Genomic DNA, 13,710 nt, shown 5'->3' on the forward strand with positions numbered 1-13,710 from the left:
TGGTTGCGTGGAACGAGCCTAGGCGCATGCGGGGCGGGGATAAAGCGGGGGAATGACAGCGGCGGCGACAGCGAAAACGACAGCGGACCCCCCCTCTGTCACGCAACTGTCACGAAACTGTCACAAATGCTGCCTGGGCCGACTTATCCCCCGGGGACAAGTGCCACTTATCCCCGGTTCGCGACTATTCCACAGGGTCCGATGGAAAATTTTCGAGGCATGGCAGGCGTTTGTGAATGATCTCTCCACTTATCCCCACCCCTGTATAACGAAGTTGGGGACGACGGCGAATCACCCGTCATTCGCGTACCATCGGCAAGCCTGTTTCGACTAGAACGAGTGCCATGGAAAATTCGCAAGCCGCCTTTTCGCCGACCGCCGAAACCGACGACGCCGCCTATCGCGTGCAGCCGCACAACATCGATGCGGAGCAGGCGCTCTTGGGCGCGATCCTGGTCAACAATGAATCCTACGACCGCGTGGCGAGCTTTCTCGAGCCGACGCATTTCTTCGACGCGCTGCATGGACGCATCTACGAGGCGGCGGCCAAGCTGATCACGCAGGGGCATCTCGCCTCGCCGGTGACGCTGAAGAATTTCTTCGAGCGCGACGCGGCGCTGGCCGAAATCGGCGGGCCTCAATATCTGGCGCGGCTGGCCGGCGCGGCGACGACGATCATCAACGCCGAAGAATATGGCCGCACGATCTACGACCTCGCGATCCGCCGCGAGCTGATCCAGGTCAGCATCGAGATGCATTCCCGCGCCTATGACGCGCCGGTGGACGACACGCCGGCGCAGCAGATTCTCGATGCCGAGCAATCGCTCTACCAGCTGGCCGAACGCGGCAAATACGAAGGCGGCTTCCAGAGCTTCCACGAGTCGCTCAACATCGCGATCGAGATGGCGGCCGAAGCCTTCAAGCGCGATGGCGGCTTGTCCGGCATCTCGACGGGCCTGCGCGATCTCGACAACCGGCTGGGCGGGCTGCAGCGCTCGGACCTCGTCATCCTGGCCGGCCGGCCCTCGATGGGCAAGACGGCGCTCGCGACCAACATCGCCTTTCATGCGGCCAAGGCCTACAAGGCCGAACATCACCCGGACGGCACGGTGACGGCGACGGACGGCGCGATCGTCGGTTTCTTCTCGCTGGAAATGTCGGCCGAACAGCTGGCGACGCGCTTGCTGGCCGAACAATCGGGCGTGCCGTCGGAACGCATCCGCCGCGGCAACATCCATGAGGACGAGTTCCACCAGCTGGTCGACGCGGCGCGCGAGCTGCAGAGCATTCCGCTCTATATCGACGACACCGGCGGCCTGACCATCTCGACGCTGGCGGCGCGGGCGCGGCGGCTGAAGCGGCAGCGCGGCCTCGGGCTTCTGGTCGTCGACTATCTGCAATTGCTGGCGGGCTCGGGCAAGGCCGGCGACAACCGCGTGCAGGAGGTGACGCAGATCACCACCGGCCTCAAGGCGCTGGCCAAGGAACTCGACGTGCCGATCATGGCGCTGTCGCAGCTGTCGCGCCAGGTCGAGGCGCGCGAGGACAAGCGGCCGCAGTTGTCGGACCTGCGCGAGTCGGGCTCGATCGAGCAGGACGCCGACGTGGTGATGTTCGTGTTCCGCGAGGAATATTACACCTCGCGGCGCGAGCCGACCGAGGGCACGCCCGAACATCTTCAGTGGCAGGAGGAAATGGGCCGCGTGCACGGGCTGGCCGAATGCATCATCGGCAAGCAGCGCCACGGGCCGACGGGGACGGTGAAGCTGCAGTTCCAGGCCGATGTGACGAGGTTTTCGGACCTCGATCAGGTGCATACGGAGGGGTTTGAGTGAGGGGTGTATACTAGCTGATTTGGTATCCAAAATGAGAAGAACGCCGCTCCGAGTAACGCTCGATACGAACTGCCTGATCAATTCATTCGATGACACCAGCGCTACTGCCACATCATTAGACGACCTCAGAAAACTTCTTCAGCTCGCGCGTGACGGAATAGTTGAGATTGCCGTCACTACGAGAGTGAAAGTCGACCTACAAAGAGATGCCGACGTCACAAGAAGAGCAGAGATGCTTAGCCATGCCAGTCAGTTTCAGGAGGTCGGCACATTAGGGAGATGGGGGGTTTCCACATGGGGCGGTGGAGATTTCTATGTTGGCGACGCACAGATTAGGCAGACAGCACAAATCCAGGGCATTCTTTTTCCAAACCTCTCGATTGACGACAAGCGGCGCGCAAACAAGATGAATGACGTCGATCATCTGTTTGGCCACTTGCGGAACTCAAGAGACGTCTTCGTTACAGACGATGGAGGTATTCTGCGCAAGAGCAGTCAACTAAAGGAGGCGCTTGGGATCGTTGTCATGTGCCCCGCCGAGTGCGTCAGTCATATTGTTCACGTCGCGATGTCGATCTCTGACACTCAATAGACCGGTCACCTGTGCGGGCCGGCGTGTCGCGGACTCTGAAAAGCTCGTCTCCGCAGAAAATAGCGTGTACCGCCCCCCCGTTGCTTATCCAGCGCCGGATGGTTGATCACGCGAAGACGCAAAGACGGGAAGTTTGCACGCAGAGGCGCAGAGGGGGCGTCGCATGACGATTGTCATGTGCCTCAATCGGTTCCGGGTTGCTTCCGCCTTCGGCTCGCAATGACGATTTGGGGTTTGCCTCCTGCCCCGCCTCCCCCTCGGCGTCATCCCGGCACTTGTTGCCGGGAACCATTGGCACATCCACAGATGGTGCATTCGCGGTGCTTGCTCCATCGCCCGCCGCGCGCACGGACGAAGACCTCAACGGCAAACCGTGCCGAAATGCGAGTGGGTCGCGGTGATCCCGGCCTTCGCCGGGACAGGCAAATCCCGCGATGACACTTTTATTTTAGGAGGCGCTGAGGGTGATCGCCGGCCGGCCCTTCGTTTGCGCTCCGGGCGTTCGGTGCTCGAAAAGGTCCACCGGACCTTTTCGTTCGCGTTCCGCGAAACACACCACACCCCCTCACCCTTCCGACGCCTGCGGCGTCTCCCTCCCTCTCCCCAACGGGGAGAGGGACGTCAAGCCAGTCGTTGCGAAGCGAGACGCCCCGCCCGCGCGCGGCCGCTTCAGTAGCCCCTGTCGAGATAGGTTTGCCACTCTTCCAGTTCGCGGCGGGCCTTGTCGACCGAGTCCTGGCTGTAGATCGTCCGGCCGCTGGTGTCTTTCAGCGTCACAACGCGGGCGTTCAGTCGCATGCCGTTGGTCAACTGGGCCGAGCTCGGCGGCGCGCCGTAATAATGGCCCGTCTCGTAGAAGAGCTCCCGCAAGTTGAAGGGCCGCGCCTGGCCGCTGGAAAACCCGCCCCTGCCGCCGATGGCGATCCGCAGAAACTCGAAATCCTCGTCATCCATCAGGTCGTTGAAATCGAAATGCCAACGCTCCCGCGACTGGCGCGACACGTCATCGCGGTCGAAGGACTCGAACACGACCTCCACCAGACCGAGGTTCAGTCCGGTCCGGTTGGTCAGCACGATTTCGGCGTCGACATAGGACTTCATGAACTGGGCCATGTTGGCGGGAAGCGGCTTGCCTGTCCGCTCGCGATGCGCGCTGAAACGGGTCACGTCGATGTCGACCTTGCCGAGCATGGCGCGGATTTCCGGCTCGCGGGCGATCTCGGCCTCGAGGCGGCGCACTTCGCCCCGGCCGCGCTCGACATTGGCGAGGCGCGCCGCTTCGGCATCGCGCGCACTGGCGGCCTCGATCGCCGCGATTTCGGCCTGACGGGCGGCGCGGTGGCGCGCGACAAGGCGCGGGCCGGTATAGCCGTGCCAGGGCGCGAACTGAACCATGTAGTCGGGCTTCTCGCCCTTCGCATGATCGACGCCCTTCCAGCTCAGGTAGTAGAAGATGTCCTGGAATTCCTCCCGCTCCTCCTCGGGCAGCGCGGCGAAGATTTCATGGATGGAGCGTTCGAGGGCCTCGGGCGACGTTGCGTCGACGACGGGGCCGCTCGGAAAGAGCGCTTCGGGATGAAGCGCGGGGATTGCATCGGTCGCGACGATCGCGCCGTAGAGCAGCACCAGAAGGGCGGGCACGGCGAGTATCTTCGCCCAAAGCGGCAGGCCGCCCTTGCCTTGCTCGCCGGTCGCGCCCTGTCCCGTCTTTCCGCCGTCTGCCATCCGCCCTGCCCTTTCCCGTTTGTGAGCGGCGCAGTTTAAGGAAAAGACGCGTGCAGGCAATTGCGCGGTGCCAGGTTTGCGGCGGCATTCTGGTGCAGGGTGAAGGAAGGGTTTTCACGCGGAGACGCGGAGAAGAGAAGGGTTTCGCACGCGAAGGCGCGAAGACGCGAAGGAAGGACTCACGCAGAGGCGCAGAGACGCAGAGGGGGCGTCGCATGGCGATGGGCCTGTGCCTCGATCGGTTCCGGGGTTTGCCCCTCCTCCCCCTCGGTGTCACCCTGGCACTTGTTGCCGGGAACCATTGGCCTATCCGCAGATGGAGGATTGCCTGTGCTTGCGCCCTCGCCTGCTGCGCGCACGGATGAAGACATCCACGGCAAACCGCGTCGAATTGCGAGTGGGTCGCGGGAATAAATCCCGCGATGACACCTGTATTTTTGGGGGATGCAGAGCGTTATCGCCGGCACCGGGGTGACTTTGCGGACCCTGCCATCAACCGCCCTGCCCGCGCCGCGCGCCTCAGGCGCTGGCGGCCGTGGCGGGTTCGGATTCGGCGCCGGCCGCCGCAGCGGCTGCGGCGGGCGGGAAGATCGCGGTGACGGTGGTGCGTTCGCCAAGCGTGCTTTCGATCTCGAGGCGGCCGCCATGCAGGTCCATGAAGGAGCGGGTCAGCGCCAGGCCGAGGCCGGTGCCTTCATAGACGCGCGACAGTGCGCCTTCGACACGGACGAAGGGTTCGACGACGCGGGAAATGTCGGCCGGGGCGATGCCGATGCCGGTGTCGGCGACCGAGAGCGCGATGCCGCCGGCGCGGGTGCGCCGCGCCACAAATTCGATGCGGCCGCCATCGGGCGTGAACTTGGTCGCATTCGAGAGCAGGTTCAGCAGCACCTGGCGCACCAGCCGCAGATCGGCATGGAGGATTTCGGCGCCCTTGCGGATGGTCACTGAAAATTTCTGCTGCTTTTCGCGGATGCGGCCGCCGACGATCGCCTCGCAGGTCTCGACCAGCTGACGCACCGGGACCGGCTCGCGATCGAGGTCGATGCGGCCGGCCTCGACGCGGGCGACATCCATGATGTCGCTCAGCACGTCGAGCAGATGGCGCCCCGAGGCCGGCGCCGGTGCTGTCCGGCGCATCGGACTCCGCATTCTGCAGCGGGCATTCCGGCTGCGACCCGGGCGCGCATGCGGCAATTTGATCGGCCCCGGACCGGATTAGGGTATTGACCCTAGGATTCCCGGCCCCAAGATGGGGGTATGGACATTCGGCGACAGATCAGAAGCGCCGCCAAGAAAGCGAGACGGGGAAATGACTGGAACGGACACACTGACAAGGCCGCAGCCGGCAGACGCCGCAAAGGATGCCGAGCATTTCGACGTGCTGATCGCGGGTGCCGGCATTTCGGGCATCGGCGCGGCCTATCACCTCAAGGAACAAGCCCCCGACAAGAGCTTCGTCATTCTCGAAGGGCTCGACAGTTTCGGCGGCACCTGGCACATGCACCGCTATCCGGGTATCCGCTCGGACAGCGACCTCTATACTTTCGGCTACCGCTTCAAGCCGTGGACCGGGACGCCGATCGCGACCGCCGATGAAATCCTCAAATATATGGGCGAGGTGATCGAGGAGAACGATCTCAACCGCCATATCCGCTACAAGCACCGCATCACCTCGGCCAAATGGTCGAACACGGACAATCTCTGGACCGTCGAGGCGGTCGAGACCGAGAGCGGCAAGACAAAACGCTTCACCGCCAATTTCCTCTGGATGTGCCAGGGCTATTACCGCCATGCCGAGGGCTACACGCCGGAATGGCCCGGCATGGACACGTACAAGGGCCGCATCGTCCATCCGCAGACCTGGCCCGAAGACATCGATCTCAAGGGCAAGAAGGTGATCGTGATCGGCTCGGGCGCGACCGCGGCGACGCTGGTGCCGGCGATCGCCGGCGATTGCGAACATGTGACGCTGCTGCAGCGCTCGCCGACCTATTTCATCCCCGGGCGCAACGAGAACGTGCTGGCCGACCAGCTGCGCGCGCTCGGCATCGACGAGGCCTGGATCCACGAGATCACGCGGCGGCAGATCCTGTTCGATCAGGCCGAGTTCACGCGGCGCTCGTTCGAGGAGCCCGAAGCCGTGCGCGAGGAGCTGCTGGCTGCGGTCAAGATGTTCCTGCCGGAAGAGACGGTGAAGGAACATTTCACGCCGCGCTACCGGCCGTGGCGCCAGCGCATCGCCTTCGTGCCCGATGGCGACATCTTCCAGGGCATCGCGTCGGGCAAAGCCAGCGTCGTCACCGACGAGATCGAACGCTTCACCGAAAAGGGCATCCTGCTGAAGTCGGGCAAGGAGCTTGAGGGCGACATCATCATCACCGCGACCGGCTTCAACCTGTCGGTGCTGGGCGATATCGATTTCGAGGTCGACGGCAAGAAGCTCGACTTCGCCGACACCGTCACCTATCGCGGCATGATGTTCACCGGCGTGCCCAACATGGTCTGGGTGTTCGGTTACTTCCGCGCCAGCTGGACGCTGCGGGTCGATCTGCTCGGCGATTTCGTCTGCCGGCTACTCAATCACATGGGCAAGCGGCAGGCCAAGCGCGTCACCGTGCAGCTGCGGCCGGAAGACAAGGACATGGAACTCAAGCCCTGGATCGATCCGGAGAATTTCAATCCGGGTTACCTGATGCGCTCGATGCACCTGATGCCCAAGCGCGGCGACAAGCCCGAATGGGAGCACACGCAGGATTACTGGCGCGAGAAGGACGAGCTGCCCAAGATCGATCTCGACGGGCCCGAATTCGTCTACGAATGATGCGTTAACCGCGCCGCGCGAGACCGGGTTTCGCGCGGCGCCGCTTCCTCCTATGATCGCGGCCTTTCGATCACCCGCGACCGGGAGGGGCGCGCCCTGCCCTCATCATGTTCCCCTGTTCCGAACCCGACCGACGCGGCCCTGCTGGCGGCGGCGGGCGGCGTGCTGACGGTCGATCTTGGCGCGGTGGCGGCCAATTACCGCACCGTCAGGGCGGCGGCGCCGGGCGCCGAAGCCGCGGCCGTGGTCAAGGCCGACGCCTATGGGCTCGGCATGCTGCCGGTGGCGCGGCGGCTGGCGGCCGAAGGCTGCGGCAGCTTCTTCGTCGCCGATGCACGGGAGGGAGAGGCGCTGCGGGCCGCATTGCCCGGCGCGACCATCTATGTGCTCAACGGGCTCTTTCCCGGCACGGCGGGGCTTTACCGCGCGGCCGGGCTGGTGCCCTGCCTCGCGGCGACGGCCGAGCTTGCCGAATGGCGCGCCGAGGCGGCACGCGCCGGCCAGCGGCTGCCGGCGGTGCTGCATTTCGATACCGGCATGAACCGGCTCGGCCTCGGCGCGGCCGAGGCGGCGGCGCTGGCGGCGGACGACGCGGCGGCCGAAGGCCTCGATGTGCGGCTGATCATCAGCCATCTGGCCTGTGCCGACGATGCCGCCGATCCGCATAACGGCCAGCAGCTTGCCCGGTTCCGTGCCCTGCTCGGCCCGCTGCGGGCGCGCTTTCCGGCCGCGCGGGTCAGCCTCGCCAATTCGCCGGGGGTGTTTCTCGGACCCGACTACCATTTCAACCTGGTGCGGCCCGGCATCGGCCTCTATGGCGGCAATCCGCTGTCGGGCCGGGCCAGCCCGTTTTGTGCCGCGGTCACGGTCGAGGCGCGGGTGATCGCGCTGCGGCAACTGGCAGCCGGCGACACGGTCGGCTATGGCGCGACATGGACCGCGCAGGGCCCGGCCCGCATCGCGGTGCTGGCGGCCGGCTATGCCGACGGCTATCCGCGGGCGCTGGGACGGGCATCGGCGCCCGAAAAGGGCGGGATGCCGCAAGAAAAGGGCGGACAGGCGCATATTGCGGGGTACACTGTGCCGGTCGCGGGGCGAGTCTCGATGGACATGCTGGCACTCGATGTCAGCACGGTCCCCGAAGGCGCGATCCGGCGCGGCGACATGGCCGAACTGATCGGTCCCAATATCAGCGTGGACGAGGTCGGCCGCAGGGCGCAGACCATCGGCTACGAGATTCTCACCAGCCTCGGGCGGCGATACATGCGGCGCTATGTATCCGACGCCGGAGGCGCGAGCCAAGAGCCCGGGGGGCAGGTTTGAATTTCCTTGCGATTATCGGCCGCGTGGTGCTGGCGCTGCTCGGCGAAATCGGCCGGCTGGCGCTGTTCGTCTGGCAGGCCGTCAGCCATGTCGTGCGGCCGCCCTTCTTCTGGCGGCTGACCGCGCAGCAGATGATGCGGATCGGCTATTTCTCGCTGCCGGTGGTGGCGCTGACCGCCTTCTTCACCGGCGGCGCGCTGGCCTTGCAGATCTATTACGGCGGCAACGAATTCAATTCGGAATCGATCGTCGCGACCATCGTCGCGCTCGGCATCACGCGGGAACTCGGGCCGGTGCTGGGCGGGCTGATGGTGGCGGGCCGGGTGTCGGCGGCGATCGCGGCCGAACTCGGCACGATGCGGGTCACCGAACAGATCGACGCGCTGACCACGCTGTCGACAAACCCCTACAAATATCTGGTGGTGCCGCGCGTCGTCGCCGCCGTCGTCACGCTGCCGATCCTGGTCTTCGTGGCCGACATCATCGGCATCATGGGCGGCTTCGTGGTCGGCACGCAGTCGCTCGACTTCAATGCCGGCGTCTATATCAAGAACACGGCCGACTTCCTGAAGTTCGACGACGTGATGTCGGGCCTGATCAAGGCCGGCGTGTTCGGCTTCATCATCGCGGCGATGGGCTGTTTCCACGGCTTCCATTCGAAGGGCGGCGCGCAGGGCGTCGGCCGGGCGACGACCAATGCGGTGGTCAGCGCCTCGATCCTCATTCTGGCGGCGAACTACGTGATGACGTCGCTGCTGTTCGCGAATTGAGGGGCCGGAGATGAGCAACGCCAAGATCGAACTCAGGAACGTCCACAAGCGCTTCGGCTCGAAGGTGGTGCTGGACGGCATCAATCTGACGGTGCCGAAAGGCCAGTCGATGGTCGTGATCGGCGGCTCGGGCACGGGCAAGTCGGTGATGATCAAATGCGTGCTCGGGATCATCCGGCCCGACCGCGGCGAGATCTTCGTCGACGGCAAGAACGTGCTGAAGATGGACCAGAGCGCGCGCGAGCAGGTGCTGCGGAAGTTCGGCATGCTGTTCCAGGGCGGGGCGCTGTTCGACAGTCTCAGCGTCTGGGAGAATGTCGCCTTCGGCCTGATCCAGGGGCGGCGGATGAAGCGCAAGGAAGCCCGCGACATCGCCATCGAGAAGCTGGCCAAGGTGGGGCTCGACGCGGCGGTCGGCGAGCTCTATCCGGCCGAGCTGTCGGGCGGCATGCAGAAGCGCGTCGGGCTGGCGCGCGCCATCGCCGTCGATCCGGAGATCATCTTCTTCGACGAGCCGACGACCGGGCTCGATCCGATCACCGCCGACGTCATCAACCAGCTGATCGTCGACCGGGTCAAGGAACTGGGCGCGACGACACTTTCGATCACGCATGACATGGCGAGCGTCCGGAAGATCGCCGACCGGGTGGCGATGATCTACAAGGGCAAGATCATCTGGGACGGGCCTTGCGCCGAGATCGACAAGAGCGGCAACGAATATGTCGACCAGTTCATTCACGGCCGCGCCGAAGGGCCGATCGGCATGGATGTGATGAAGCCCTAGAGTCGCTCGCCGTTTCACGGAAACGACGAGCGACTTCAGGTTATTATTGTGTTGCGTTTTCGAACCGCAAAACCGGTCGCCACTTTTGCTGAAAACGCTCCAACCCCCACCCGAACGGCTTCGCCGTTCGACCTCCCCGCAAGGGGGAGGTGGAGACAATCGCATGGCCAAGGCATCGCGCAATTTCGTCTGCCAGTCCTGCGGCGCGGCGTCGCCGCGCTGGTCGGGACGCTGCGAGGCCTGCGGCGAATGGAACACCATCGTCGAGGAGGCCGGCGCGACGGGCGGGATCGGCGCGGGGCCGGCCAAGGCCGGCGGGCGCGCCAAGGGCCGGCGGATCGAACTGGTGGCGATGAGCGGCGAGACCGCCGATCCGCCGCGTCATGTCACCGGCATGGCCGAGTTCGACCGGGTGACCGGTGGCGGCCTGGTGCCCGGCTCTGCGGTGCTGATCGGCGGCGATCCGGGGATCGGCAAGTCGACGCTGCTCTTGCAGGCGATGGCAGCGCTGGCGCTGAAGGGCGGCGCGGCCGTCTATATCTCGGGCGAAGAGGCGATCGCGCAGGTCCGGATGCGGGCGCGGCGGCTCGGGCTCGGCGAGGCGCCGGTGCAGCTCGGTGCCGAGACCAATCTCAAGGACATTCTCGGCACGCTGGAAAGCGGGACGGCGCCCGATGTCGTCGTCATCGACTCGATCCAGACCATGTGGACCGAGGCGCTCGATTCGGCGCCGGGCACGGTCGCCCAGGTGCGCGCCTCGGCGCAGGAGCTGGTGCGCTTCGCCAAGCGGCACGGGACGGCCGTCATTCTCGTCGGGCATGTGACCAAGGAAGGCCAGATCGCCGGGCCGCGCGTCGTCGAGCACATGGTCGATGCGGTGATCTATTTCGAGGGCGAACGCGGGCATCAGTTCCGCATTCTCCGGGCGGTGAAAAACCGCTTCGGCCCGGCCAACGAGATCGGCGTCTTCGAGATGGGCGAAAAGGGGCTGGCCGAAGTGCCCAACCCGTCGGCCCTGTTTCTCGGCGAGCGCGACGGCGAGACCAGCGGCTCGGCGGTGTTTGCCGGGATCGAGGGGACGCGGCCGGTGCTGGTCGAGATCCAGGCGCTGGTCGCCAAGAGCGCGCTGGGGACGCCGCGCCGGGCCGTGGTGGGCTGGGATGGCGGGCGGCTGTCGATGGTGCTGGCGGTGCTGGAGGCGCGTTGCGGGCTCTCCCTGGCCGGCCAGGACGTCTATCTCAACGTCGCCGGCGGTCTCAGGATCAACGAGCCGGCGGCCGATCTGGCCGTGGCGGCGGCGCTGATCTCCTCGGTGACCGGGCAGCCGCTGCCGCCCGATTGCGTGATTTTCGGCGAAATCAGCCTGTCGGGGGCGGTGCGCCCGGTCAATCAGATGGAAGCGCGGCTGAAAGAGGCCGAAAAGCTCGGTTTTTCGCGCGCCATCCTGCCCGCAATGGCGGCCCGCAGCCGGCCCGGCGCCGGCCTCGCCTTCACCGAAATTTCGGACCTTCAGGGTCTAATCGCCCATCTGGCGACCGCATCGGGCGCCAAACGGCGCGGCGGCGAAATGTGATAGGCTTGTGTCCCAAAACGGGAGAGTGATTTGACGCTGTTCGACCTGATCGTCATCGGTATTCTGCTGGTTTCGAGTGTGCTGGCGCTGTTGCGCGGTTTCACCAACGAGATGCTGTCGATCGTCGCCTGGGTGGCCGGCGCGCTGGCGGCGCTCTGGCTGTTCCCCTATGTCGCGCCGTTTTTCGCCAAGGTCATCACCTCGCCCTGGCTGGCGGCCGTGGCGGCCGCACTGACGATCTTCCTGGCCGGCTATCTGCTGGTCGCGGCGCTGACCGCGCGCTGGTCGGGGGCGCTGATGGATATTCACGACCGGGCCTCGCTGCTGGACCGGACGCTGGGTTTCCTGTTCGGGCTGGCCCGGGGCCTGCTGATCGTCACCATCGCCTATCTGTTTTTCGTCTGGCTGGTGCCCGATCCGAAGGATCATCCCGACTGGATCCGCGAGGCACAATTCCGGCCGACCATCGAAAGCACCGCCGGCCTGTTGTTCGCGCTGGCGCCGACCAATGAGCGGCCGGCCGCGACGGCGCCCGCGCCGGTCCCCGCCCCGGCGCCGCAGGTCCAGCCGGCGCCGCGCGACGAACCGGTCAATTCAGACGCTGACAGGGCCAATGGGCCGGGGTATAACCCGTCCGAACGGAGGGGGCTCGACCGACTTTTCGAGAGCACGACCGGGGAGTGAGAGCCGACCCAGCGGGCGATCCGATCTCTTTCGGTGCGCCCTGTTCTTCCGGAGGCCAGCGCGGAGTCCCGTCGATGCCCGAGCAGATGCAGCTCCCCTTTTCGTTCCTTGCCCCCCAATCCGCGGCGCCCGCGGTCCCCTTCCTCACCGATGACGCGTTGATGGAGGACCGGCCGCGCGAGGAATGCGGCGTGTTCGGCGTGTTCGGCCATCCCGACGCCGCAGCACTGACCGCACTCGGCCTCCATGCGCTGCAGCATCGCGGCCAGGAGGCGGCCGGCATCGTCGCCTATGATGGCGAGCATTTTCATTCGGAACGGCGTATCGGCCTTGTCGGCGACCATTTCTCTTCCGCCAAGGTGGTCGGGCGCCTCAAAGGCGATATGGCAATCGGTCATACGCGTTATTCGACGACGGGCGAGACGGTGCTCAGGAATGTGCAGCCGCTGTTCGCCGATCTTTACGGCGGCGGCTTCGCGGTGGCGCATAACGGCAACCTGACCAACGCCATCACGCTGCGCAACGAGCTGGTGCGCGGCGGCGCCATCTTCCAGTCGACATCGGATAGCGAGACCATTCTGCAGCTGGTGGCGCAGAGCCGGAAGCCGCGTCTGATGGAACGCTTCGTCGATGCGCTCGGCCAGATTCAGGGCGCCTACGCGCTGGTGGCGCTGACCAACAAGAAGCTGATCGGGGCACGCGATCCGCTCGGCATCCGGCCGATCATTCTGGGAAAGCTGGCGGGTGCGCCGATCCTCTGTTCGGAGACGGTGGCGCTCGACATCATCGGCGCCGAGTTCGTGCGCGAGATCGAGCCCGGCGAAATCGTCATCGCGACCAAGGACGGCATCGAGTCGATCCGCCCCTTTCCACCGCAGCAGGTGCGGCCCTGCGTCTTCGAGTATATCTACTTCGCACGCCCCGACAGCATTGTCGGCGGCAAGAGCGTCTACAATGTGCGCAAGCGGCTCGGCCAGGAACTGGCGCGCGAATCGCGCATCGAGGCCGATGTCGTGATCCCGGTGCCGGATTCAGGCGTGCCGGCGGCAATCGGCTATGCGGCGGAGTCGGGCATTCCCTTCGAACTCGGCATCATCCGAAACCACTATGTGGGGCGAACCTTCATCGAGCCGACGCAACATATCCGCCAGCTCGGCGTGAAGCTGAAACACAATGCCAACCGCGCGATCGTCGAAGGCAAGCGCATCGTGCTGGTGGATGACAGCGTGGTGCGCGGCACGACATCGGTCAAGATCGTCAAGATGATGTACGAGGCGGGCGCGCGCGAAGTGCATATGCGCATCGCCAGCCCGCCGATCACGCATCCGGATTTCTACGGCATCGATACGCCGGAGCGGCAGCAGCTTCTGGCCGCCAATTACGATCTCGAAGGCATGCGCGCCTATATCGGGGTCGACAGCCTCGCCTTCATCTCCGTCGACGGGCTCTATCGCGCCATGGGCTTTGCCCGCCGCGACCCGGAACACCCGCAGCTGACGGATCATTGTTTCACCGGCGACTATCCGACACCGCTTCTCGACCGCGACGGCGAGCAGCGGACGACGCAATTGTCGTTGCTCGCCGAAATAGCCTGAGTATT

General features: G+C 65.3%; 11 protein-coding genes. 9 read left to right on the forward strand and 2 right to left on the reverse strand.

Translation table 11 applies throughout. From position 1 onward, the window contains the following. Positions 1-344: 344 nt before the first annotated feature. Positions 345-1,835 carry a replicative DNA helicase gene (locus AAC071_RS02050; protein ID WP_339829431.1) on the forward strand — a complete coding sequence of 497 codons (1,491 nt, stop codon included), beginning with the start codon at positions 345-347 and terminating at the stop codon, positions 1,833-1,835. Positions 1,836-1,866: 31 nt separating this feature from the next. After that, positions 1,867-2,427, forward strand: a complete 561-nt coding sequence (locus AAC071_RS02055) for a hypothetical protein (protein ID WP_339829433.1) — start codon at positions 1,867-1,869, stop codon at positions 2,425-2,427. Between the two features lie 669 nt (positions 2,428-3,096). Here AAC071_RS02055 and AAC071_RS02060 read toward each other — a convergent pair. Both AAC071_RS02060 and AAC071_RS02065 read right to left on the reverse strand, forming a co-directional pair. Beyond that, the gene (locus AAC071_RS02060; protein ID WP_339829436.1) at positions 3,097-4,152 is read right to left on the reverse strand and encodes a DUF6694 family lipoprotein; all 1,056 of its coding nucleotides are present in this window, start codon (positions 4,150-4,152) and stop codon (positions 3,097-3,099) included. Between the two features lie 519 nt (positions 4,153-4,671). Continuing rightward, entirely contained in the window at positions 4,672-5,292 is a 621-nt protein-coding gene (locus AAC071_RS02065) for an ATP-binding protein (RefSeq protein ID WP_339829439.1), read from the reverse strand. A gap of 172 nt (positions 5,293-5,464) precedes the next feature. Between AAC071_RS02065 and AAC071_RS02070 the strand changes: the two genes are divergently transcribed. From AAC071_RS02070 to purF, 7 genes are all read left to right on the forward strand, one after another. After that, positions 5,465-6,976 carry an NAD(P)/FAD-dependent oxidoreductase gene (locus tag AAC071_RS02070; RefSeq protein ID WP_339829442.1) on the forward strand — a complete coding sequence of 504 codons (1,512 nt, stop codon included), beginning with the start codon at positions 5,465-5,467 and terminating at the stop codon, positions 6,974-6,976. Between the two features lie 162 nt (positions 6,977-7,138). Next, on the forward strand, positions 7,139-8,299 hold the full coding sequence (gene alr, locus AAC071_RS02075) for an alanine racemase (protein WP_339829444.1): 1,161 nt from the start codon (positions 7,139-7,141) through the stop codon (positions 8,297-8,299). Next, complete coding sequence (locus AAC071_RS02080) at positions 8,296-9,069, forward strand: ABC transporter permease (protein ID WP_339829447.1); 774 nt, start codon at positions 8,296-8,298, stop codon at positions 9,067-9,069. Before alr ends, AAC071_RS02080 begins: the two co-directional genes overlap by 4 nt. 10 nt (positions 9,070-9,079) lie before the next feature. Then, complete coding sequence (locus AAC071_RS02085; protein WP_339829450.1) at positions 9,080-9,853, forward strand: ABC transporter ATP-binding protein; 774 nt, start codon at positions 9,080-9,082, stop codon at positions 9,851-9,853. Positions 9,854-10,016: 163 nt separating this feature from the next. After that, complete coding sequence (gene radA, locus AAC071_RS02090) at positions 10,017-11,426, forward strand: DNA repair protein RadA (RefSeq protein WP_339829453.1); 1,410 nt, start codon at positions 10,017-10,019, stop codon at positions 11,424-11,426. Between the two features lie 30 nt (positions 11,427-11,456). After that, positions 11,457-12,110, forward strand: coding sequence for a CvpA family protein (locus tag AAC071_RS02095; protein ID WP_339829456.1), 654 nt, complete (start codon positions 11,457-11,459; stop codon positions 12,108-12,110). A gap of 161 nt (positions 12,111-12,271) precedes the next feature. Then, on the forward strand, positions 12,272-13,705 hold the full coding sequence (gene purF, locus AAC071_RS02100; RefSeq protein ID WP_339829843.1) for an amidophosphoribosyltransferase: 1,434 nt from the start codon (positions 12,272-12,274) through the stop codon (positions 13,703-13,705). The last annotated feature ends 5 nt before the right edge of the window (positions 13,706-13,710 follow it).

The organism is uncultured Parvibaculum sp., assembly GCF_963975745.1.
Taxonomy (GTDB): Bacteria; Pseudomonadota; Alphaproteobacteria; order Parvibaculales; family Parvibaculaceae; genus Parvibaculum.

What these genes read in the sequence shown, in the direction of transcription:
- AAC071_RS02050 (WP_339829431.1), top strand. Translation starts at nt 345, where the DNA reads ATGGAAAATTCGCAAGCCGCCTTTTCGCCGACCGCCGAAACCGACGAC.
- AAC071_RS02055 (WP_339829433.1), top strand. Translation starts at nt 1,867, where the DNA reads ATGAGAAGAACGCCGCTCCGAGTAACGCTCGATACGAACTGCCTGATC.
- AAC071_RS02060 (WP_339829436.1), bottom strand. Translation starts at nt 4,152, where the DNA reads ATGGCAGACGGCGGAAAGACGGGACAGGGCGCGACCGGCGAGCAAGGC.
- AAC071_RS02065 (WP_339829439.1), bottom strand. Translation starts at nt 5,292, where the DNA reads ATGCGCCGGACAGCACCGGCGCCGGCCTCGGGGCGCCATCTGCTCGAC.
- AAC071_RS02070 (WP_339829442.1), top strand. Translation starts at nt 5,465, where the DNA reads ATGACTGGAACGGACACACTGACAAGGCCGCAGCCGGCAGACGCCGCA.
- AAC071_RS02085 (WP_339829450.1), top strand. Translation starts at nt 9,080, where the DNA reads ATGAGCAACGCCAAGATCGAACTCAGGAACGTCCACAAGCGCTTCGGC.
- radA (WP_339829453.1), top strand. Translation starts at nt 10,017, where the DNA reads ATGGCCAAGGCATCGCGCAATTTCGTCTGCCAGTCCTGCGGCGCGGCG.
- purF (WP_339829843.1), top strand. Translation starts at nt 12,272, where the DNA reads ATGGAGGACCGGCCGCGCGAGGAATGCGGCGTGTTCGGCGTGTTCGGC.